The organism is Providencia sp. 2.29 (assembly GCF_015832305.1).
In the GTDB taxonomy this organism is placed as follows: Bacteria; Pseudomonadota; Gammaproteobacteria; order Enterobacterales; family Enterobacteriaceae; genus Providencia; species Providencia stuartii.
The window spans coordinates 2,070,939-2,089,748 of record NZ_CP065420.1; the positions used below are offsets into that span (position 1 = coordinate 2,070,939).

Genomic DNA, 18,810 nt, shown 5'->3' on the forward strand with positions numbered 1-18,810 from the left:
GTTAATCCCTTAATGACTTGTAAGTTGATTTCATTTCTAGATAAAGCTTTTTACCTTCACCGGCGTCGTAAAGAACCTTCCATTTATCCCAATTATCAATAACAGCAGACCACTGAGGGGAACATGCTTTCATTTTATGTAATTGGCTTGCTAGTTCAGGTACGGCTTCTAGTAATCGAATGCAGCGACCTAAATCAGCACCATCCAAAGGGTAATGATGTGGAGCGCTAAATTGACCAGAAAGAACGGAAGCCATATATTTTGAGCTCGCCCCTACATCATCACTAGCAAGCCAAGCAGCAAGCCCCATACCTTCAGAAGCTTTAACAAACGGCTTTTTGAATTCGTCACAAACCAAATTCGCGGCCTTAATAATGGCATTCATATAACGAGGTTCAGCAGGTATGCCGGGTATTTGTTTTTCAATTTCGCTTGATATCGCAGCAATTAAATCAATTTGATTAATATGCATAATTAATACTCCACACAGATTTAGATAATAAAAGTCCGTCTCTTAATAAAGAGAATTAAATTCCTTGGTGTTGGCTAAATAGTTATTCTGTTTTTTCTTTGTATTTTAATAATTCAATTAATAGCTCAATGGTATTAACCATATGAAACATAAATACAGCATTAGTGTGTCTATAGCGAAAAACTCTATCTCCATCACAGTCGATTTCAATTAGAGGCTTGATATTTTTAAAGTCAAAATCATCCGTAAGCTTAAAGCTTATATCAAAGGTACTCAATTCAATTAAACAAACTGTAAAATGATTCTCAATAGAGTCTTTGACTTGCTCACGGATTAAATTAAGTTCCGCATCATATTTTAGGGTTTCTAGCTTTTTATCAAGCTTACGTTGTAGCAAAAGGAAATTGCCGGGATATAGGTCATGACCAAAGCACTCTGCTGGTGGTTGGTTATCAATGTGGTTAGATAACCGTGTTGTAATCCCATTCTTTGCATCATCAATGTGAAAAGTTTCAGTTTTTACAGTACCGCAAGCTTTCACTAAACTACCTAATAGTGCTTGGTGGTCTGGCTTTCGCGTTGTGGACACAAACAGGAAACCCTTTTTAACATGGTACAGAGCAGTGATGATTTTTGTTTTAGTTAAAGCAACCTTTAGCATTTCTTCTATTGCAACATGCTTTAGCTCCGCTTCAAGAAAGTCATCGATACCTTGTTCTTTCAATTTTTCAATGCGTCTATTAACCTCAAAGGCGATAGCCGCTTTAGGAAGTATCTTTTCATCAATACGAAAAGTAATAATATAACCACCTTCAATTGGGGTAACTAATTCACCAGTAATTTTATTTGGAATAAAACCATAGCTTGTAGAGTGAGATTCTAAAATATCAACAAAAGGCAATTCTTTTAAATGATTTTCTAAAACTTCGGCGCTAGGTAATTCCGCTTTGAAAATAACACAGTTAGTAATAGGGAATCGTTTCATTCATTGTTCCTCAACATAATTAACTCCACACAATATATAAGACCACTGACAATAATTAATTAACTTACCTAGTGTGAACTGACTATACGCCAGTGGCCTTATGTATTGAGTAAAAAAGTGGCGGCCTGTCACCGCCAAAGCGAGCAATGGCAATTAGTTAGTAATTTCGTTCTTTTTCTCTGCTTGTATTCTTAAATAAATTTCTTCTCGATGAACTTCAACTTCTTTTGGAGCATTGATCCCCATACGCACCTGATTACCTTTAACACCTAAAACAGTAACGGTAATATCATCACCAATATTAAGAACCTCACTGACCCTTCGAGTTAAAATAAGCATTTCATCCCTCTCTATTACTCCACACAGTTAAAAGGTTGCCTGATTATTTAGCCACATCAGGCGGCTATGGTTCCTGCTATTCCCCAGCAGAAAGAACTTTGTTATATTCGAACTCCCCCAACAATTTAGGATAAGTTAAATGTCTAATTACGCATCTTTATGGTTGTCTATAAGAAATTCGCTTTGTAACCACCATGACATCGCAACCAGCTCTTTTGACCAAAATGACATTAAAGCCCAGCCAATAAGAAAAAAGCATACCTAATATTTCTTATTGAAGTCGTAACATTTGAGTACAGAAAAAATGAAATAAATATATGGTTTAAGCAATCATTTGATGGAACATTAGGTTCGTTCATTTTCAACAAAATAGGTTTGCTTCCTGACCAATACGACAAATTATCTGATAGTGATAGAGTTGCCATTTTACAGAAGTACCTTACCGAATATCCTCTTCCCGAAGCGGCTCAAACTTACTTACAAAATCTTTTAAGACCATCAGCTTCTGATAATTTTGATGTAGATCTTGCTGGAGGATGGACCCTTGGTAGTGGTTGGCAATATCTATAGCTGCATTAGCTGATATCTCCGCTGTTTCTATTGCTCTTTTCAAGGATTCAACACAAGAATTAACCCAAGCAGCACCTTGATGAAAGCTCACAAATGGGTAAAAAATATTATTCACTGAATGGTACAAATCAGAGCCTGTAAGCTCACCAGGGTCAATTTTGCTTAAATCGAATTGACCTTTTTTCTCGACATTTTCGCCAATTACTCCACACATACCTAATACCCCACACATTTAAAATTTAGTTAAGCACTAACAGTAACCGCACACATATCCAAGCACTCTGCAATTTCTTCGTCGAGCTTTTCGAGTTTAGATTGCAGATTGTCACGTTCTTCGCGCAGTTTTTGCAGGTTGTTAATCTGCTTAGCTTTTGTGAGGATCCACTCGCGCACATCATCCTGCGACATTGGTACACTGAAAGTAACGATTGGTTCATTTGAATTGGTTTGCATAAACTTCTCTCCATTGCTTTGATGTATTTAATGTAGGATATCCGACATTAATGTGTCAAGATAAAACGTAGGAAAACTTACATTTATTTTTTGAGGGGGTAGTAATGAGGGGGAATGTAAGGAGCTACCAATGGGGGAGGTGGTAGCAATGAGAGTTAAAAATCAATTAAAACTTGCTTGACGACGCCTACAATTCTGCAGTTCTCATCGAAATCTATTGTCTTATAGAAAGGATTTAAAGGGATAAGGTATCTGTTTGGCCAGTCTTCTACGAATTTTTTTAATGTTGCTTCTGTTCCGCCATGAATATAAGCAACAACAATTTTCCCATTTATAGATGAAAACCGTGTTAAATCAGGTTCAACGATAACTATTGAGCCATCTGGGATGGAGGCGTCCTTAACAATTGTTGTCATTGAAGATCCATTTACACGCAAAGCGAAAGCACCACTAGAGAGGCTGAGGGTGGTTGTTATATATTCGTTAACATCATCAAGGCAAACCCCTGAATCAGTATCAGTCCAAGTTCCAGCTTGCACCCAAGACAACACGGGCAGCTCACGAACAGACACCGACAAGCCTCTTGTATATGGGGTATTGCAGCTTCCAGTCCCTTCAACTAACCAGATAGGATTGCACTTTAGAGCTTCCGCTAGCGCCTGAAGGTTGGCTCCGTTCGGTTGGTAATCATCTTTCTCCCATCCGGTAACGGTGACACGATTCACACCAGCGATTTTAGCCAGTGCTTCTTGAGTTAATTTTAGTTCTTTTCGCCTTTCGCGAATTCTATCTCCCATGCTCATGTAGGATAGCCTACCACTTATCATTGTAAGTTTCTTGACATTGTAATGTTGGATATCCTACATTATGGGTTGAACAGTACATTATGAGGCCTCAAAATGAAAAAAAGTGATGTTATCTCTTACTTCGGCGGTTCATGCAACACAGCTAAAGCTTTAGGAATCAAGCACCCATCTGTAAGTGGGTGGGGTGAAATAATTCCTCAAGGTCGAGCTTATCAAATTGAAAAAATCACAAAAGGAAAATTGAAATTCAATCCTCAGCTCTACCAAAACAGTAGCAAATCTAACTAACTGAGTTAACTACAAACAAAACAACGGAATTGTAGATATGTGCAAACAAACACTAAAAGAAGTTGTGAAAGAGATGTGCAGAGCATACCCCGGTGGACGTTCCGCAATGTCGGGCGCATTGGGTATTTCTGAAACAACTTTCAACAATAAGTTGTATGAAAAAAATGGCTGTCGCTTCTTTGAACACGATGAGCTTGAAGCCATAGAAGAGTTATCAGGCACTCAATTGCTGGTGGCCTATCACATGGAACGACACTCAATTGTACCAGCAACAAAAGTAGAGCCAGAAAACTTAGATGCAGTGGAACTCTTTGAAATACGTATGAATCTTGGTGCTATGCAGGGGGCGCTATCCGTGCTGATTCAAAACAGCATTTCTGATGGTGTTCTTACTGACGACGAGATTAAGGCAATAGATCGCAAATTAGCTAAGGTTTTTGGTTACGCGGCTGGTTTCATTGAATCACTGAAAACTGTGTACGGGATTAAAAAATGATGAATAGAGCTAGAAAGGGTAACGCTCAGGATATGCGGTCCCGAGCGTCGAGTGCTAACAACTTTTTGTGTGGAGTAATTAGCATGAGCAGTTTAAACCAATTTCAACCTAAAAAGCAATTCCGCTGCTTACCAGTATCGAAATGTGGTCCGTTTCAATATGTAGAGATCATAACCTCAGCCGACGAGTCGGGCAACTACCAGACAAGACAGCAATTGGTAGATAACAAAAACCTGAAAGATAGCTGGGCTAGTTTTTATTTCCGCAGTGGGAGAGGGGAGCATGTCCAATGAAGATGCTAATAATCTCAATCGCATTTATCTGGATAAGCGGGGTGTTCGCGTTCGCGTCATACGTTATGACCGAGTCAAGCAGTGGGTCATATTCTTGCGTGACGGTTATGAACATGAATGCTTCGCCCCTTTGTACAAATTTAAAGCCGAATTCACAAGGGTGATGGAATGAGCAGCTTGTTACTACTTAAAACGCGCCCACAAATTGTTATACCTGAATTGGCGGTACGCTTAGGCTTGAATGAGGCTTTATTGCTTCAACAAGTTCAATACTGGTTATCGGAAACCACCTCAGGTGTTGATCATGACGGTAGGCGCTGGGTTTATAACACCATTGAAGAATGGCGCGAACAATTCCCGTATTTTTCCGAATCCACAATTAAGCGTGCATTTAACAATTTAAAAAAATTGGGTGTATTAAATATTGAGCAAATCAATAAACGCACCCATGACCGCACAAATTATTACTCTATAAATTATGAGCATGCATTGTTATCCGATGAGGTCAAATTGACCCAATCGAACAGTTCAGCCGAAGCCTCTCGAACAGGTCAAAATGACCTTATCGATAAGCGCAAAATGAAACGTTCGAACGGTACCAAAATGACCTCATCGAACGGGTCAAATTGCCCTGATCTTACAGAGAGTACTACAGAGAATACACAAGAGATTACAACAGAGAGTAACTCTTTTTGTCAGGCTCATGCTGAGCCCGACCATGCGCAAATTGTTTTAAATCATTTTAACAAGGTCACTAATTCAAGTTATCGGGATGGGAAAACCACCATGGGCCATATCAGAGCCCGTCTAGCTGAAAATTACACCTCAGATGATTTGATTTTGGTGACTGATTACATCACAGCCAAGTGGCTGAATGATTCAAAAATGAGTGATTACCTACGCCCGAAAACGCTATTTAGCCCCGAAAACTGCATGGAATACTTTGAAAAAGCACAGAAATGGCATGAGGCAGGGCGTCCTGCATGTGTTAATGGGAAATGGCTTAAGCCTGGTGAAGTGGTTGTTCATGTAGATACAGTTGCGCGCGACGAAGCATTTACACGGATCATCGGGTCACGTTCAAAACCACAAGGGCGTATTGAGGAAATAGCCGCTGCACTGGCTGGAAAAACAGGCATTCGCACGATGAAAGAGTTTCAGGGTCGCCAAACATGGATCAGCATCTGGAAGCAAGCAACAGAACAAGCAGCACAGGAGGCAACAGCATGATGCACAGTGAATCTAAAGAAATTTACGGAGCTAATGTTTTTGGTCTAGTTGCCCTGTTTTGTCATGTTTTTCCACACCGCCAAACAACTCGCAAATTACAGCGAGAGTGGGTTGAAGAGCGCAAGACTTGTGCAGAGCTAAAACAATCTGGTTGGGGTTATGTAGACTTCGAATATCGTTACAAAAATATTCGTCAATTAGCCAAAAGCCACCAGCAGCGAGGTGCTATCTAATGGCTGTTTATTCAAGCAATACCGCACCTGAAGATAAAGATTGCTGGCAAACGCCTCAATGGTTATTTGAAGCTTTAACGCTTGAATTTGGCTTCTGGTTAGATGCTGCGGCAAATGAACAAAACGCCCTGTGTCCATACTTCCTAACCATAGAGCAGGATGCATTACAAAATGATTGGGTAAGTTGTGGCGCCATATGGTGCAACCCCCCTTACAGCAAGATTAAACCGTGGATTGCTAAAGCTGCGGAGCAATGCACAAAGCAAAACCAGCCAATAGTGATGTTATTGCCAGCGGATAAATCAACATCCTGGTATTCATTGGCACTAAAAAGTGTTGATGAAATCAGAACAATCATTGATGGCCGTATTAATTTTGTTGATCCCAACACAGGTGAAGAAAAAAAGGGTAACAGCAAAGGCTCAATTCTTCTTATCTGGCGTCCATTTGTAGAGCCAAGAGCTATTGGCACCCACGTTTCAAAAAATCGCCTGATGGAGATTGGTAAAGCGATTTTAGGAGCAGATGTATGAGCAAAATGAAAGATATTACTTATCAGCGTTGCATTGAAGTTATTGAAACGATGCGAAACAAAGATTTTTTCATGTTCGGTGATACGGCTATTAGCGGGCAGCTTTCACGAACATCTGCTCATTACATCATTCTTCGGTTGTTACGTGCTGGCTCGATAGAGTGCATTGGTCAGTGTGTATATAACAGTAGAATAACTAACTGCTACAAAGTGAAGCAAAATGCAGTTGAATTGCTAGACAAAATGAATGCTGAAATGGAGTTACCTACTTCCGAAAGATTCAAGACTGACAATTTCAGTGGCGGAATGAAAACAGTCAAAAAAGCCAATGTCGCTGGCATGGGATGTGTGCATTTAAAACACTTGGATCAATTACTAGCAGGGGTGAGAGCATGAGTTACATAAAAGATACTCAGTTAATATTTTGGCTAATAGTCTTTGTTGGATGGAGCCAAGTCTCTTTTGAATTAGTTTACTTCCCTGTTTGCGTCGTTATTGCTGCGTTCTTTGTTTATGTGTTTATACCTGCTGCAATTTATGGTCCTAAATTAATTAAAAAACGGATGGTAAAAAAAGAAGGGGGTAACGATGCCTAGATCTTTAAGTTTCACGTTACCTTTTCCTCCTAGTGTTAACGCTTGTTGGCGAACTGTTCGCGGCACTATGATCATTAGTGAAAAGGGGCGCAAGTTCCGCGCTAATGCAATAGCGGCAGTATATGAGCAGCTAAGAAAAAAGCCAATTGCTATTGTGGGCGATGTTTCAGTTATTGTGAAAATGTACCCGCCCACACGGCATAGAAGAGACATTGATAACTACCTGAAAGCTCCATTCGATGCTTTAACACATGCAAAGGTGTGGAAAGATGATGATCAGGTCAAACATGTTGATATGAGATGGTGTGAGGTCGTGAAGGGTGGGCGCTTTGAAATCACAATAAATCACTACAACGGGGAGGTTGCATGACAAACGGCTGGATCCTCCCTGCTACTATTGTGCCTGATATGGGAATTGTGATGTTTAAGCCTGGTGTAAATCAATTAGCTGACTTCAAAGGCTTAATGCAGATAACGCCCGCTCCGAGTGAATCGAACAAATCAGGCAAGGTCACACACAGACAAGCTTTACTTGATGATAAGCGATTACTCCCATTTTTTAGAAATAGAGATGTATTTGCTAAAGCTGGTGGAATTGAGGCATTAAAAGGCCGTCTTAAACAGAACGTTAATTACTGCCAAATTCATGACGATAGTGATGACTATCATCATCACGAGTTAACATTAACGAAGAACGGTCATCATTATATTCGCACTTGTTGGTCACATGACAATCAATTACGTGAAAATCCTGCGCTTTATAATGCGTCATCAATAGCGAAGGATAATTACTATCAAAATATGTTGTGGGCAGTCAGTGAGGGATTATGTTACCCGAAAGGCACCCCTCTATCGTTGGGTGACTTGTTCACATGGACTGTTCAGCATCAAATTTCGCATTTATTACCCGATGAAATATTAAAGCGGTTGCTGGGCGTTAGTGCTCCACCTCTTCACGATGGCCCAACATTCACGCCTCAAGGTGTGGCGATGGAAAAAGCTAAACTTGCGCTTAAAGTAGACCCCGATCCACCAGCGCTGTATTTAAAAAATCCTAAGCGGTATCGATGGGAAAATAAAAGCCTACTTCAAATTATTAAAAAGCTGCCTTGCTGCGTGTGTGGTAACCCTGCCGATGATGCGCATCATATTGTCGGATATGGACTGAGCGGAATGGGTACAAAAGCCCATGATTTTTATGTCATCCCTTTATGCCGTGGTCACCATGATGAATTGCACAGGGATCCGCATAAGTGGGAACAAAAATACGGTTATCAATTAGATTTTCATCGTCAGTGCTTTGACCGCCTTTTCGGTCTTGGCGTATTTGGTTAGTGCGTTGTGCGGAACGCAGGAGATTTTTTGCATGAGAGATATTCAGTTGGTTTTACAAAAATGGGCAGGGTGGACGAGCGATGATCCGAGTATCGATTATTCCCATATTGCTGCAGGCTTTAAAGGCTTAATTGCAAACAAAGAACCATCAAAAGAGTCATGCAGTGATGATGACGGGATAATTATTGATAGCGTTATTGCGAAGCTACGGCAGGTTAGAAAAGAGGAAGAGCTAGAATTAATTGTTTTGCATTACCTTTATGGGGTGTCAAAACGCAATATTGCCAAGAAATGGAAAATGAGCGAGGGGCGAATTCGGCAAATGATGCAAGTTGCTGAAGGCTTTGTTGACGGTTGCTTGGCTATGCTGGGTGTAACTCTGGAAATGGACCCTGAGGTTATTAACAAAGCAAAAGTGATAGATAGTAAAAAGTATTAGTGCGCTACGCAAGTTCAATGTTATTGTGATAAGAGTGAATACGTTGTCACCTAACTTATAGAATGAAACCTCGCCATTTGTGCGGGGTTTTTTGCTTTATAAGCAAATAGAACTTGCTGTTACGTTTGGTCAGAGTTACATGTGTAGTTATGCATAATAACTGAACAAGCAGAGACTTGAAAAAGCAAGTACCATCCCTATATAGGAGATACACCGCATTTCACTCACTTGTGGCGCCCATACTAGGTAAACTTGGATTGCGGTGTAGACCCGTCAGCAATGGCGGGTTTTTTGTTAAAAAAAGCCACCAACTTTTTAGGATGGTGGCAAAGGATCGTTGAGAGCAACGCCCGGTCAGCAAAAACTGGAAAAATAAGTACAGAGTTATTTTAACCATCTAATTTAAAAAAAGAAACAAACTTTATCTGACAGTCTATTTATAACTGGTTGATATTGCTCCGATGCCGGAATTCCGGTATCGCCAATTAAAGCTGTAATGGTTGCTTACAAATCCAACCCTCCGGAATTTCCGGATAGTTCCTTGATATGTGATCTAATGGTAAGAACAACTTAACTATTTAACATATTATCTCTTTGTGTACACAACAATAAGAGGTATTTATGTATCATCATTACTATGTTCATACATCTACTGATAATCATGGCGATTATGAGGTTCATCAAGATGGTTGCGACCATATGCCTAACGCGTCAAACCGGCAATATTTAGGTTATTTTACCAGTTGTGCTCAGGCTGTTTCTCAAGCAAAGGCTAATGGGTATAGAACTGCTGATGGTTGTTATTGGTGTTGTAGAGAATGTCATACATCATAAATAAAAATGTATGAATTAATTAAAGATCGCTTAGGCGGTCTTTTTTATTATCTAAAATAAGGAACGAAATTATGTACGCACTTAAATTAATTACTGAACGTGAAGGACGTAAAGTGGAAGAAGTCCACTGCTTAGGGGATATGTACCGCTTAGAGTTTTATCCTGAATCAGAAAATAAAGATGTCGTGGCGCGGGTTGAACACACAAAGAAAGATGCTATCCCATCATTTGATATTAAACGAACAGACCATGCTTACATTACAACGATAGTCGGCGACACGGTTCGGGTTATTTCCAGAGGAAGAAAAGCTTACCAGTAAGGTCACTTCGGTGGCCTTTTTTCGTATATGCACCAGTAGCTCAACGGTAGAGCAGGCAAGTCATAATTGCTCGGTTATGGGTTCGAATCCCGTCTAGGTGCACCAAATATGCCGCCACAGATTCGACTGCTAATCTTTACCCTCACTAATGAACTGTGCGCGGCTTTCTATTTAAGAGAGGTAGTTATGAGTAAGAAGTATGAATACAGTGCAAATGACTTCACCCATACTGATTCGGCTATCAGTGTTCAGGTATGTGTTGCACCAAGTAATTTTGATTTACTGCCGATTTTTACATTATCAGTACGGGTTGAAAAGAAAGACGGCGAAGATATTAATTATTACCGTGCTGAGGCAATTAAGAAGGCAAAAGAAGTCATCGCTGATATTGCAGAAGATGCCGCGCAAGGCGATTTACATCAAAATAAAGCTGAATTTTCAGGCGTTATTGTCACTAATGGTAATTTAAGCCTAGAAGAACGAGTAACAGCATTAGAGCTTGCATCACATCAACAAGGCGAGGTTATCTCCACCTTAAGCGATAGAATGGGTAAATCGCCAGAAGGTGGAGATGATGTTATTTTTGTAGATAAATTAACAGCACCTCCAATGAAGCTCCGTTCTTAGTAATTACAATTGAACAAACTTACCTTGTTCTTGAGCATTCCCTTTTAATTGCTCAGCAAGGAATTTTAGTTTTTCTTTTACGCTATCATCAAACCCTTGATGGTCAGCCATTGCCACAATTAAATCGGCGAGCGTAACTGCATTATCACGTGGAATTACACATCCGAGATATCCGAATGCAATTCGAAGTGCTGCAACTTCATCTTGTATTTCTCTAAGTGTTTTATCTTTTTCAGTAATCGTCATAAAAGTCCTCACACCGAAGTTAATCAGCCATCGCTTCGGTAAGTTACATAGGGATGAACATTTAACTTATCTCAAATGCTGATTAAATTCATTAATCTAAATCCGGCTACCTGCTGGTGGCTTTCTATTAACTAATTCCTCCAGTAAAGGGGGTGAGTATGGATCATATGAAAGAAAACCCCGAGTTCTGGGATAACGTATTTCAAATTATTGCTGCTCATAAGGAGCAAGGTATTAGCGCATCACTAGCAACAGGCATGGCGATTCTACGCGGCAAGTACAACGGCGGCGGTTGGAAGAAGACGCTATTTGATGGCGCTATGTGTGCACTATTTGCATGGTTTGTAAAAGACCTTCTAACACTGCTTGGTCTTAACCATGAGTTGGCTTACCTAGCGAGTGTCTTCATTGGGTATGTCGGCGTGGATGGTCTGAGTAAAATCATTAAAGGCCGGGCGGGGGTGAACAATGACTAAGCAAGCGCGAGGCATTCGCAATAACAACCCTGGTAACATTGATTACAACAAAGCCAATAATTGGAAAGGGCAATTGCCGCATGACCCAAGTATTGAACCTCGCTTCTGTCGATTCGAAAGCCCTGTTTATGGTATTCGTGCATTGATGGCACTACTTCGTACCTACCAGCGTAAATACGGGTTAAAAACCGTATCAGGCTTGATTAACCGATGGGCCCCGACAAATGAAAACGACACCCGAGCATATATTAACGGTGTAGCTAAAGAGTTGGGTGTATCGCCTACTGATGTTATCAGTCTTGATGATAAGGCAACCACAATTAAACTGGCCAAGGCAATCATTCGTCATGAAAATGGCTCACAGCCGTATGATGAGGCTACGTTCGAAAAAGCGTGGGGCTTGCTGTGAATGAGATAGCCAAAGAGTTGTTAAAAATGTTGGTGAAGTATTTTATTGCTTTTATTCCAATATTTGTCGCTCTCTTTTTCATTTATCAAAACTCAAAGCTAGAGCGTGAAGTTAAGTCACTGAATGGCGAATTAACAGCAAGTCAGCTACTAAACCAAGTAACCTTATCAGCTATCACTCTTCACTATCAAGCATCACTCGACAACATCAAAGCAAAGCAATTAGAGGACTCAGAACATGTCAAAGTTAAGACTGTTATCAAAACAGTACTCAAAGACAATGAGTGCGCTAATACTGCTGTGCCCGATGATGTTGTTAGTGAGTTGCACAAGTACAAAAGAGGTATTGATTCCCGTTCAGCCAGTTCCATTATCCCCACATCTAATCGCTGATTGTGAGCAGCCTGATATTCCAGAAAAAATGGATTGGGGCGATATGCCGCAACTGCTAGTTGATGCGATGAATTCAATAGCAAAGTGCAATTTAGATAAGAAAGCCATTCGAGAGATTGAGGCAGCTAGAAATAACTCAACATTACATTAGAGAGGAGTAACAAGAATGAACAAGTCATTAGGTCAAAAATTAGTAGGTATTAGCTTTAACCCATCATCCTTGTCAGCAGTAGATGAAGCCAAGCAGAAATCAGCTGAACTTATCGATTTAGTGCATGACAGTATGCAAGGCGTGACATCAGAAGAGGCATTGATGATCCACAATGAAGCCATGCGTCGCATTATGGATGCTCAAATGTGGGCGGTAAAAGCTATCACTTGGAAGGATTGAATATACCCTCAGATTGCCGCAAGAGAAAAAAATGCCTTAGTAGCGAGAACTAAGGCAATTATGAGCTTATAACTGTTTTTGTAATTAAATGAATCCTTCAAGGAAGAGTCACTTTCACTTGGAGTTAGCGAATAATATTTTATAAAGAATTATTAATCAATTGATAGTTTGTAACTAAATACGGAAAAGAGCATACAAATTTAATTTGTTATTCAAAGAAGGCGAACTATCACCAGAGACAGCAGAACGGTATTAATTTTATTTAATTCTGCAAATGCTATTCATTGAGTGGCATTGATAGAGTTTTATATATGTTTTTACCACAGGCGGTCTCGGAATTTACAAGATCCATATAAATAAACCTGGAATAATATTCCAAATGGCCATCAGTTAACCGCCGATGGCTTTTTCATTTATGGAGACAATCATGTCAGATAAAAAAGAAATAGCCACTATGCACATAAAGATATCAGTCGATAGCACTGATTTAGATAAGCTAGAAGGACAATTAAAACGTATTGAAGGTCTGATGGTTAGCACTGGATTAAAACAGCAAGCTAAGCAAGGCTTCACAGCGGACATTGGTGTATTCAACCCTAAAGGGCACTTAGAACCGGTGTTTACAGTTTCTCCTGGTGTAACTTACATAAATGAAGCGTGTATTGAGAAGGCCACACTAGAGAAGGCATTGATACAAGCAGCAAAAGAAGGTGCCAAAAAAGGCGCAGAGCAAGCACGGTTTGAAATAACCACAGGCATTAATGATAATTGCGAGCAAGTATCTGCTGAGACGCTTCTTAAGTCTTCCGCTGAAATTACTGAAACAAGTAAGACCATCTCCCGTGAGCAGTCAGCATTCGAAAAGTTTAAGCAACAAGTAGAGTTTCGATTTAATGAGATACAGTCACAACTAACCAATATTCAATGCTCATCAGTCACCAGTGAGCAATCGATAGCGCAACACATTTCAGGGTTGAAACGTCAGCTTATTCAGCTAAGCAAAGAGCTTGAAGAAATGCGACTGAAAGATAGCGCCAATACGGACTCTATCATCAGCTTAAGACAAGCTATGGAGCAGCAAGAAAAGTCGATGAGATCTATCAAGGAGGCTATTGCGGCAGAACTGTGTCGCAGTAGTACTTTGTCGCGTGCGCTATGAAAAAGCCAAATGTTTACGGTGGACGATGGGCAAAGGTTAGGCTTAACTATCTTGCTAAGCATCCCTTATGTGTGATGTGCCAAGAGCAAGGGCGCGTTACTGCCGCAACGGTTGTTGACCATATTACTCCCCACCGTTTGAGGGACGCGCTTGATTCAGGTAACCCTGAGCAGATAGCCAAAGCTCAAAAGTTATTCTGGGATACCAACAACTACCAAAGTCTATGTGCACCACATCATAACTCCACTAAGCAACGGATGGAGAAGAGCGGTATTGTTGTCGGCTGTAGTGAGGATGGCATACCGCTAGATCCTAATTCGCATTGGAATAAATAACATGACTGAATGGTCAGTGGAACAGGACAAAAGAATATGAAGAATGAAAAGCAAGCAAAGCTATCAAAACTCTATCGAGGCGATGCGTTTGTAGGATTTGGATTATCAGTGGATGGAGTTCTGCTGAGCAATCAAACCTTACTTCGTATAGAGCACTCAAATGGACGTCACCCACCACAAGTGACAGTTGTATTTAATTCACATAAAGATTTAACCGTAGACGCTCCTGATATTCACTTGAAATAGTTTCAATATGAAATCATAACGGTAGGGGAGGGTAAAAAGTTCAAAACCTTTACCCTGAATTACCGACCGCTAACCTTCGAAATAACGCTAACCCGATTTTTTTCTTTTTTTACGAGGCACTAATGGCAGGAAAACGAAAGCGCTCCGACAGTGTGAGCGCTGAAATTCAAGCCATGCAAAATGCTGCCGCTGATACCATCGAACCGCCACGCCATGCAGGTTTGGAGAAAAAAGCGGAGCCATTTTGGCATGACAATATCCGCTCGAAAGCCCTAGACAGTTGGACACCCTCTGACCTGTTGGCGGCGGTAGAATTAGCCAATAATCAGCTCTATATCACCGTTTTACGGCGTGATTTACGCAAAGAAGAGCGAATGCGAGGTGAGGAGCGCAACGAAGCGCTGATCAAAGATTTGCGCAAGCAGATCGTGGAGTTACAGCGTACGGTGCTTGCACAACGCCGTGATTTACAAATCCATTCTCACGCCACCAATGGTGAAAGTCGTGACCAACGCAATCGAAACAAAAACGATGCCAATGCCAGAAACACCCTGAATAATATGCAGGATGATGATCTACTGGCGGCTCCCATGCATTAAGGAGGAACCATGACACGAGGTGAACGTGTTATCGCGTTTATTGAGCGTTACTGTATTGTTCCCGAAGGGGAGCTATTAGGCCAACCTATGCGGTTGGATGATTTCCAAAAGCGGTTTATTTTGGCGATCTACGATAATCCACATCGCACGGATAAAGCCTATTTAAGTATTGCCCGTAAGAACGGGAAAACAGGGTTGATTGCCGGTATTTTGCTGGCGCATTTGATTGGCCCTGAAGCGGTGCAAAACTCACAAATTGTCAGTGGTGCCATGAGCCGAGAGCAAGCCGCAATCGTGTTCAATTTGGCAGTGAAGATGATTAATCTGAATCCGACGCTACAAGAGATTGTCCATATCATTCCCAGCGGTAAGCGATTAGTGGGTAAACCGTGCAATGTGGAGTATCGCGCCTTGTCCGCCGAAGGGAAAACCGCGCACGGCTTATCGCCTGTTTTGGCTATTCTTGATGAAGTCGGACAGATAGTGGGGCCGCGCAGTGAGTTTGTGGATGCCATTGTCACTTCGCAAGGGGCACATAAAAACCCCTTACTGATTGCGATCAGTACGCAAGCCGCGAGCGATGCTGACTTATTCAGTATTTGGCTCGACGATGCAAAAAACTCTAAAGATCCACACATTGTGTCTCATGTGTATGAGGCTGATAAAGATGCGGATGTGTTAGATCCCGAAGCATGGAAAGCCGCGAACCCTGCACTGGGTAATTTCCGCTCCTTGGATGATATGAAACGATTAGCGGAGATGGCTTCACGCATGCCGTCGAGTGAAAACACCTTTCGTAACCTGAATTTAAATCAGCGTGTTTCCACGGTATCGCCGTTTATTTCCCGTTCGGTGTGGGAGTCTTGTCAATCACCGGTTCAACCGATTGTCGGCAAATGTTATGCCGGCCTTGATTTGTCAGAATCGAAAGACTTAACCGCCTTAGTGGTGATTGGTCAGTCTGCCGATGGCAAATGGAGCCTGTATCCGTTCTTTTGGACTCCGAAACAGACACTATTAGACCGTGCAAAAACGGACCGTGTGCCGTATGACGTGTGGGCGAAACAAGGCCTACTTCGCACGACCCCCGGCTCTATGGTTGATTACGATTATGTCGTGAAAGATATCGCGGAAATTCTGGCTGATTTTGATATTGAAGTCATTGCGTTTGACCGCTGGCGCATCCAAATGTTTAAGAAGGCGGCTGAAAATATCGGTTTAAGCCTGCCGCTGGTTGAATTTGGGCAGGGGTACAAAGATATGGCCCCTGCGCTTGATAAGCTTGAGCAGATGTTACTCAATAAGCAGATCCGGCATGGCAATCACCCTGTGATGAATATGTGTGCGGCAAATGCCATTACCATTAAAGATGCTTCTTCAAACCGTAAACTGACCAAAGAGAAATCAACGGGGCGGATGGACGGTATGGTTGCTTTTGCGATGGCCGTTGGCGCTTCAAACGGCGTTGAGATTGAGCACGGGGATATCGACGGCTTTTTTGATGATCCAATCATGGTAGGGTGCTAATGGCCAGACGAAAATCACAACGCAAGACTCGGCAGCTACAGGCTAGCCAGCAAAAAACGCCGGTAGGGATTGATACTCAAGATTTATTAAAAGCGCTAGGCGGACTAAGCAGTAGTGGAAAGACCGTATCAACAGATAAGGCGCTACAGCTTTCTGCTGTCTGGTCATGCGTTCGGCTCCTGAGTGAGTCGATTTCAACACTGCCCTTGAAAATTTACCAGTATCAAGCTGACGGCTCTCGGGTGATAGCGAAAGACCATCCTGCTTATCGTGTACTGTGCCGGCGACCTAACGCGGAAATGACTCCATCACGCTTTATGTTGATGGTTGTTGCTAGCCTTTGTTTACAAGGTAATGCGTATATTGAAAAACGCTATATCGGTGGAAAGCTGGTTTCCTTGCAGCCATTATTGCCACAATTAGTGACGGTAAAGCGACTTGATAATGGCCTGTTGGATTATCAATGCGTGGATCAATGGGGGAAGAATCGGCCTATCCCCGTTAAAAACATGATGCACATTCGGGGGTTTGGGTTAGATGGCATTGTCGGACTCACGCCCATTCAGATGGGGCGTAATATTTTAGGTTCGGCGATAGCTACCGATGAAACGGCCGCCAAGATTTTTCGCAATGGGTTGCTCGCATCAGGCTTCTTATCCTCAAAAACGGCACTGACTAAAGAGCAGCGTGAAAAGTTGCGGGGTTACTTGAACGCATTTATCAGCTCTGAAAATGCAGGGAAGTTGATGATCTTGGAAAATGACCTGACTTATAACGGCATTTCCATGAACCCCGAAGATGCGCAGCTATTGCAGAGTCGCTCATGGAGCATTGAGGAAATTTGTCGCTGGTTCCGGGTGCCGCCTTTCATGGTGGGGCATGCCGATAAACAGAGCAGCTGGGCATCCAGTGTGGAAGGGATGAACATGCAGTTTCTGACCAACACCTTGCGGCCGTTACTGGTCAATATTGAGCAAGAAATCAACCGTTGCCTGCTTGATAGTGATGATGACTATTACGCTGAGTTTTCAGTTGAGGGATTGCTCCGTGCGGACAGTGCGGGTCGCGCTGCATACTACACGACGGCATTGCAAAACGGGTGGATGAGCCGAAATGACGTAAGACGGCTCGAAAACTTACCCCCCATTGAAGGGGGAGACATCTATACTGTTCAGCTCAACCTGACGCCCATTGAACAATTGGGAAAAGACACATTGCGTCATGATCCTGAACAGCTCAAGGCGCAAATCACAAATTGGTTGTTCCCTGAGGGTACTCCCACGGTTCAACACAACTCACCTCATATCGAGGAGTAAATTGAATGAAAAAAAGTCATTTGCCAGTTGCGCTGGAGGATCGCCCCTGCGCATCGGTTAGCTATGAACTCAAGCCTAAAGCACTGGATAAGTGGAATAGCGGTATTCGTGCTGCCAGTTCGGATAACACTATTTCGGTGTTGGATGTGATTGGTGAGGATTTTTGGGGGGAGGGCGTTACCGCTAAGCGGATTTCTGCCGCCCTCCGCGCTATCGGAAACCAAGACGTTGTTGTCAACATCAATAGCCCGGGTGGGGATATGTTTGAAGGGCTAGCGATCTATAACTTACTCCGTGCTCACTCGGGAAAAGTCACCGTCAATGTTTTAGGTATAGCCGCTTCCGCTGCGTCAATCATTGCGATGGCGGGCGATGAAATACAAATGGGCCGCGGTGCCTTTTTGATGATCCATAACTGCTGGGCTGTGGGGGTCGGCAATCGCCATGACTTTGCGAAGTTGGCGAATGATCTGGCTCCTTTCGATAAATCCATGTCGGATATCTACGTTGCGCGTAGCGGTCTACCAGAAGAGACCATCAGTCAGATGATGGATAACGAAACCTATATTGGTGCGAATGATGCGATTGAAAAAGGCTTTGCCGATAGCCTGCTCGCTGCCGATGCTATGGATGATGGCGATGAAAGCCCACAAGCGGCTATCCGTAAATTAGATGCCTTACTGGCTAAAGCTAAAACACCACGCTCTGAACGACGAAGGCTCATCAGTGCGTTAACACGAAGTATGCCGAGCGCTACTTCAGATCCTCACGGTATGCCAAGCGCTACCACTGACATTCATCCCGAAACGCTTTCTGAATTGGAAAAGGCAGTCAATGCTTTTGCCACTGTTAACTAATTGGAGACA

General features: G+C 42.2%; 32 protein-coding genes and 1 tRNA gene. 26 read left to right on the top strand and 7 right to left on the bottom strand.

What is annotated here, in order from left to right; all coding sequences use genetic code 11:
• Nucleotide 1 precedes the first annotated feature (1 nt).
• From I3B46_RS09370 to I3B46_RS09395, 6 genes are all read right to left on the bottom strand, one after another.
• On the bottom strand, nt 2–472 hold the full coding sequence (locus I3B46_RS09370; protein ID WP_196993183.1) for a hypothetical protein: 471 nt from the start codon (nt 470–472) through the stop codon (nt 2–4).
• 82 nt (nt 473–554) lie between these two features.
• Complete coding sequence (gene rdgC, locus I3B46_RS09375; RefSeq protein ID WP_196993184.1) at nt 555–1,457, bottom strand: recombination-associated protein RdgC; 903 nt, start codon at nt 1,455–1,457, stop codon at nt 555–557.
• A gap of 153 nt (nt 1,458–1,610) precedes the next feature.
• Nucleotides 1,611–1,796: a carbon storage regulator CsrA gene (csrA, locus tag I3B46_RS09380; protein WP_196993185.1), complete on the bottom strand. Its 186-nt coding sequence runs from the start codon at nt 1,794–1,796 to the stop codon at nt 1,611–1,613.
• A gap of 439 nt (nt 1,797–2,235) precedes the next feature.
• On the bottom strand, nt 2,236–2,580 hold the full coding sequence (locus tag I3B46_RS09385) for a hypothetical protein (protein WP_196993186.1): 345 nt from the start codon (nt 2,578–2,580) through the stop codon (nt 2,236–2,238).
• A 29-nt stretch (nt 2,581–2,609) separates the two neighbouring features.
• Nucleotides 2,610–2,819 (bottom strand): hypothetical protein, encoded by a 210-nt coding sequence (locus I3B46_RS09390; RefSeq protein WP_036940698.1) that lies wholly within the window; start codon nt 2,817–2,819, stop codon nt 2,610–2,612.
• 155 nt (nt 2,820–2,974) lie between these two features.
• A complete protein-coding gene (locus tag I3B46_RS09395) occupies nt 2,975–3,622 on the bottom strand; it encodes a LexA family protein (protein ID WP_052127956.1) in 648 nt (215 codons plus the stop codon).
• Nucleotides 3,623–3,718: 96 nt separating this feature from the next.
• On the opposite strand from I3B46_RS09395, the gene I3B46_RS09400 reads away from it, so the two are divergent.
• From I3B46_RS09400 to I3B46_RS09465, 14 genes are all read left to right on the top strand, one after another.
• Nucleotides 3,719–3,913, top strand: coding sequence for a Cro/CI family transcriptional regulator (locus I3B46_RS09400; RefSeq protein WP_036940692.1), 195 nt, complete (start codon nt 3,719–3,721; stop codon nt 3,911–3,913).
• A 37-nt stretch (nt 3,914–3,950) separates the two neighbouring features.
• The gene (locus I3B46_RS09405; protein ID WP_196993187.1) at nt 3,951–4,409 is read left to right on the top strand and encodes a YmfL family putative regulatory protein; all 459 of its coding nucleotides are present in this window, start codon (nt 3,951–3,953) and stop codon (nt 4,407–4,409) included.
• Nucleotides 4,410–4,691: 282 nt separating this feature from the next.
• Entirely contained in the window at nt 4,692–4,874 is a 183-nt protein-coding gene (locus tag I3B46_RS09410; RefSeq protein WP_140186704.1) for a DUF4222 domain-containing protein, read from the top strand.
• Entirely contained in the window at nt 4,871–5,932 is a 1,062-nt protein-coding gene (locus tag I3B46_RS22375) for a conserved phage C-terminal domain-containing protein (protein ID WP_196993188.1), read from the top strand. Before I3B46_RS09410 ends, I3B46_RS22375 begins: the two co-directional genes overlap by 4 nt.
• Nucleotides 5,929–6,165, top strand: coding sequence for a hypothetical protein (locus I3B46_RS09420; protein WP_140181310.1), 237 nt, complete (start codon nt 5,929–5,931; stop codon nt 6,163–6,165). Before I3B46_RS22375 ends, I3B46_RS09420 begins: the two co-directional genes overlap by 4 nt.
• Entirely contained in the window at nt 6,165–6,698 is a 534-nt protein-coding gene (locus I3B46_RS09425; RefSeq protein WP_140181308.1) for a phage N-6-adenine-methyltransferase, read from the top strand. Before I3B46_RS09420 ends, I3B46_RS09425 begins: the two co-directional genes overlap by 1 nt.
• The gene (locus I3B46_RS22380; RefSeq protein WP_196993189.1) at nt 6,695–7,093 is read left to right on the top strand and encodes a hypothetical protein; all 399 of its coding nucleotides are present in this window, start codon (nt 6,695–6,697) and stop codon (nt 7,091–7,093) included. The genes I3B46_RS09425 and I3B46_RS22380 overlap by 4 nt, the downstream gene beginning before the upstream one ends.
• Nucleotides 7,090–7,293, top strand: coding sequence for a hypothetical protein (locus I3B46_RS09435; protein WP_036940668.1), 204 nt, complete (start codon nt 7,090–7,092; stop codon nt 7,291–7,293). Before I3B46_RS22380 ends, I3B46_RS09435 begins: the two co-directional genes overlap by 4 nt.
• The gene (locus I3B46_RS09440; protein WP_196993190.1) at nt 7,286–7,663 is read left to right on the top strand and encodes a RusA family crossover junction endodeoxyribonuclease; all 378 of its coding nucleotides are present in this window, start codon (nt 7,286–7,288) and stop codon (nt 7,661–7,663) included. The genes I3B46_RS09435 and I3B46_RS09440 overlap by 8 nt, the downstream gene beginning before the upstream one ends.
• Nucleotides 7,660–8,628, top strand: a complete 969-nt coding sequence (locus tag I3B46_RS09445; protein ID WP_196993191.1) for a DUF968 domain-containing protein — start codon at nt 7,660–7,662, stop codon at nt 8,626–8,628. The genes I3B46_RS09440 and I3B46_RS09445 overlap by 4 nt, the downstream gene beginning before the upstream one ends.
• Nucleotides 8,629–8,659: 31 nt before the next feature.
• The gene (locus I3B46_RS09450; RefSeq protein ID WP_196993192.1) at nt 8,660–9,067 is read left to right on the top strand and encodes an antiterminator Q family protein; all 408 of its coding nucleotides are present in this window, start codon (nt 8,660–8,662) and stop codon (nt 9,065–9,067) included.
• A 905-nt stretch (nt 9,068–9,972) separates the two neighbouring features.
• Nucleotides 9,973–10,221, top strand: a complete 249-nt coding sequence (locus I3B46_RS09455; protein WP_014657887.1) for a hypothetical protein — start codon at nt 9,973–9,975, stop codon at nt 10,219–10,221.
• A gap of 29 nt (nt 10,222–10,250) precedes the next feature.
• Nucleotides 10,251–10,326 (top strand) — tRNA-Met (locus I3B46_RS09460).
• A gap of 81 nt (nt 10,327–10,407) precedes the next feature.
• A complete protein-coding gene (locus I3B46_RS09465; RefSeq protein WP_196993193.1) occupies nt 10,408–10,848 on the top strand; it encodes a DUF1327 domain-containing protein in 441 nt (146 codons plus the stop codon).
• Between the two features lie 3 nt (nt 10,849–10,851).
• On the opposite strand, the gene I3B46_RS09470 is transcribed toward I3B46_RS09465, so the two are convergent.
• The gene (locus I3B46_RS09470) at nt 10,852–11,094 is read right to left on the bottom strand and encodes a hypothetical protein (RefSeq protein ID WP_150376625.1); all 243 of its coding nucleotides are present in this window, start codon (nt 11,092–11,094) and stop codon (nt 10,852–10,854) included.
• Between the two features lie 158 nt (nt 11,095–11,252).
• Here I3B46_RS09470 and I3B46_RS09475 point away from each other — a divergent pair, with 158 nt between their 5' ends.
• The 12 genes from I3B46_RS09475 to I3B46_RS09525 all read left to right on the top strand — a co-directional run bounded on the left by I3B46_RS09475 (nt 11,253) and on the right by I3B46_RS09525 (nt 18,801).
• Nucleotides 11,253–11,570 (top strand): phage holin, lambda family, encoded by a 318-nt coding sequence (locus tag I3B46_RS09475; protein WP_004916437.1) that lies wholly within the window; start codon nt 11,253–11,255, stop codon nt 11,568–11,570.
• Nucleotides 11,563–11,979 (top strand): structural protein, encoded by a 417-nt coding sequence (locus tag I3B46_RS09480; protein ID WP_154640065.1) that lies wholly within the window; start codon nt 11,563–11,565, stop codon nt 11,977–11,979. The genes I3B46_RS09475 and I3B46_RS09480 overlap by 8 nt, the downstream gene beginning before the upstream one ends.
• Nucleotides 11,976–12,371 carry a hypothetical protein gene (locus I3B46_RS09485; protein WP_231405917.1) on the top strand — a complete coding sequence of 132 codons (396 nt, stop codon included), beginning with the start codon at nt 11,976–11,978 and terminating at the stop codon, nt 12,369–12,371. Before I3B46_RS09480 ends, I3B46_RS09485 begins: the two co-directional genes overlap by 4 nt.
• The gene (gene lysC, locus I3B46_RS22670) at nt 12,289–12,522 is read left to right on the top strand and encodes an Rz1-like lysis system protein LysC (RefSeq protein ID WP_439652931.1); all 234 of its coding nucleotides are present in this window, start codon (nt 12,289–12,291) and stop codon (nt 12,520–12,522) included. The genes I3B46_RS09485 and lysC overlap by 83 nt, the downstream gene beginning before the upstream one ends.
• A gap of 15 nt (nt 12,523–12,537) precedes the next feature.
• On the top strand, nt 12,538–12,762 hold the full coding sequence (locus I3B46_RS09490; protein WP_036940646.1) for a hypothetical protein: 225 nt from the start codon (nt 12,538–12,540) through the stop codon (nt 12,760–12,762).
• A gap of 427 nt (nt 12,763–13,189) precedes the next feature.
• Nucleotides 13,190–13,921: a hypothetical protein gene (locus tag I3B46_RS22385; RefSeq protein WP_196993194.1), complete on the top strand. Its 732-nt coding sequence runs from the start codon at nt 13,190–13,192 to the stop codon at nt 13,919–13,921.
• Nucleotides 13,918–14,256: an HNH endonuclease signature motif containing protein gene (locus I3B46_RS09500; RefSeq protein WP_196993195.1), complete on the top strand. Its 339-nt coding sequence runs from the start codon at nt 13,918–13,920 to the stop codon at nt 14,254–14,256. Before I3B46_RS22385 ends, I3B46_RS09500 begins: the two co-directional genes overlap by 4 nt.
• A 36-nt stretch (nt 14,257–14,292) precedes the next feature.
• A complete protein-coding gene (locus I3B46_RS09505; protein WP_036940637.1) occupies nt 14,293–14,502 on the top strand; it encodes a hypothetical protein in 210 nt (69 codons plus the stop codon).
• A 122-nt stretch (nt 14,503–14,624) separates the two neighbouring features.
• On the top strand, nt 14,625–15,101 hold the full coding sequence (locus I3B46_RS09510) for a hypothetical protein (protein WP_036940634.1): 477 nt from the start codon (nt 14,625–14,627) through the stop codon (nt 15,099–15,101).
• Between the two features lie 9 nt (nt 15,102–15,110).
• Nucleotides 15,111–16,628, top strand: coding sequence for a terminase large subunit (locus tag I3B46_RS09515; protein WP_196993196.1), 1,518 nt, complete (start codon nt 15,111–15,113; stop codon nt 16,626–16,628).
• Nucleotides 16,628–17,944: a phage portal protein gene (locus I3B46_RS09520; RefSeq protein WP_196993197.1), complete on the top strand. Its 1,317-nt coding sequence runs from the start codon at nt 16,628–16,630 to the stop codon at nt 17,942–17,944. Before I3B46_RS09515 ends, I3B46_RS09520 begins: the two co-directional genes overlap by 1 nt.
• 5 nt (nt 17,945–17,949) lie before the next feature.
• Nucleotides 17,950–18,801 (top strand): head maturation protease, ClpP-related, encoded by an 852-nt coding sequence (locus I3B46_RS09525; RefSeq protein WP_196993198.1) that lies wholly within the window; start codon nt 17,950–17,952, stop codon nt 18,799–18,801.
• The last annotated feature ends 9 nt before the right edge of the window (nt 18,802–18,810 follow it).

Coding starts and splice junctions, on each gene's coding strand:
- I3B46_RS09480 (WP_154640065.1), top strand. CDS start 11,563: ATGACTAAGCAAGCGCGAGGCATTCGCAATAACAACCCTGGTAACATT.
- I3B46_RS09420 (WP_140181310.1), top strand. CDS start 5,929: ATGATGCACAGTGAATCTAAAGAAATTTACGGAGCTAATGTTTTTGGT.
- rdgC (WP_196993184.1), bottom strand. CDS start 1,457: ATGAAACGATTCCCTATTACTAACTGTGTTATTTTCAAAGCGGAATTA.
- I3B46_RS09520 (WP_196993197.1), top strand. CDS start 16,628: ATGGCCAGACGAAAATCACAACGCAAGACTCGGCAGCTACAGGCTAGC.
- I3B46_RS09390 (WP_036940698.1), bottom strand. CDS start 2,819: ATGCAAACCAATTCAAATGAACCAATCGTTACTTTCAGTGTACCAATG.
- I3B46_RS09455 (WP_014657887.1), top strand. CDS start 9,973: ATGTACGCACTTAAATTAATTACTGAACGTGAAGGACGTAAAGTGGAA.
- I3B46_RS09405 (WP_196993187.1), top strand. CDS start 3,951: ATGTGCAAACAAACACTAAAAGAAGTTGTGAAAGAGATGTGCAGAGCA.
- I3B46_RS09465 (WP_196993193.1), top strand. CDS start 10,408: ATGAGTAAGAAGTATGAATACAGTGCAAATGACTTCACCCATACTGAT.
- I3B46_RS09445 (WP_196993191.1), top strand. CDS start 7,660: ATGACAAACGGCTGGATCCTCCCTGCTACTATTGTGCCTGATATGGGA.
- I3B46_RS09440 (WP_196993190.1), top strand. CDS start 7,286: ATGCCTAGATCTTTAAGTTTCACGTTACCTTTTCCTCCTAGTGTTAAC.
- I3B46_RS09505 (WP_036940637.1), top strand. CDS start 14,293: ATGAAGAATGAAAAGCAAGCAAAGCTATCAAAACTCTATCGAGGCGAT.
- lysC (WP_439652931.1), top strand. CDS start 12,289: ATGTTGTTAGTGAGTTGCACAAGTACAAAAGAGGTATTGATTCCCGTT.
- I3B46_RS09425 (WP_140181308.1), top strand. CDS start 6,165: ATGGCTGTTTATTCAAGCAATACCGCACCTGAAGATAAAGATTGCTGG.
- I3B46_RS09410 (WP_140186704.1), top strand. CDS start 4,692: ATGTCCAATGAAGATGCTAATAATCTCAATCGCATTTATCTGGATAAG.
- I3B46_RS22375 (WP_196993188.1), top strand. CDS start 4,871: ATGAGCAGCTTGTTACTACTTAAAACGCGCCCACAAATTGTTATACCT.
- I3B46_RS09435 (WP_036940668.1), top strand. CDS start 7,090: ATGAGTTACATAAAAGATACTCAGTTAATATTTTGGCTAATAGTCTTT.
- csrA (WP_196993185.1), bottom strand. CDS start 1,796: ATGCTTATTTTAACTCGAAGGGTCAGTGAGGTTCTTAATATTGGTGAT.
- I3B46_RS22385 (WP_196993194.1), top strand. CDS start 13,190: ATGTCAGATAAAAAAGAAATAGCCACTATGCACATAAAGATATCAGTC.
- I3B46_RS09515 (WP_196993196.1), top strand. CDS start 15,111: ATGACACGAGGTGAACGTGTTATCGCGTTTATTGAGCGTTACTGTATT.
- I3B46_RS22380 (WP_196993189.1), top strand. CDS start 6,695: ATGAGCAAAATGAAAGATATTACTTATCAGCGTTGCATTGAAGTTATT.
- I3B46_RS09500 (WP_196993195.1), top strand. CDS start 13,918: ATGAAAAAGCCAAATGTTTACGGTGGACGATGGGCAAAGGTTAGGCTT.
- I3B46_RS09370 (WP_196993183.1), bottom strand. CDS start 472: ATGCATATTAATCAAATTGATTTAATTGCTGCGATATCAAGCGAAATT.
- I3B46_RS09525 (WP_196993198.1), top strand. CDS start 17,950: ATGAAAAAAAGTCATTTGCCAGTTGCGCTGGAGGATCGCCCCTGCGCA.
- I3B46_RS09470 (WP_150376625.1), bottom strand. CDS start 11,094: ATGACGATTACTGAAAAAGATAAAACACTTAGAGAAATACAAGATGAA.
- I3B46_RS09475 (WP_004916437.1), top strand. CDS start 11,253: ATGGATCATATGAAAGAAAACCCCGAGTTCTGGGATAACGTATTTCAA.
- I3B46_RS09395 (WP_052127956.1), bottom strand. CDS start 3,622: ATGAGCATGGGAGATAGAATTCGCGAAAGGCGAAAAGAACTAAAATTA.
- I3B46_RS09510 (WP_036940634.1), top strand. CDS start 14,625: ATGGCAGGAAAACGAAAGCGCTCCGACAGTGTGAGCGCTGAAATTCAA.
- I3B46_RS09400 (WP_036940692.1), top strand. CDS start 3,719: ATGAAAAAAAGTGATGTTATCTCTTACTTCGGCGGTTCATGCAACACA.
- I3B46_RS09450 (WP_196993192.1), top strand. CDS start 8,660: ATGAGAGATATTCAGTTGGTTTTACAAAAATGGGCAGGGTGGACGAGC.
- I3B46_RS09385 (WP_196993186.1), bottom strand. CDS start 2,580: ATGTGTGGAGTAATTGGCGAAAATGTCGAGAAAAAAGGTCAATTCGAT.
- I3B46_RS09490 (WP_036940646.1), top strand. CDS start 12,538: ATGAACAAGTCATTAGGTCAAAAATTAGTAGGTATTAGCTTTAACCCA.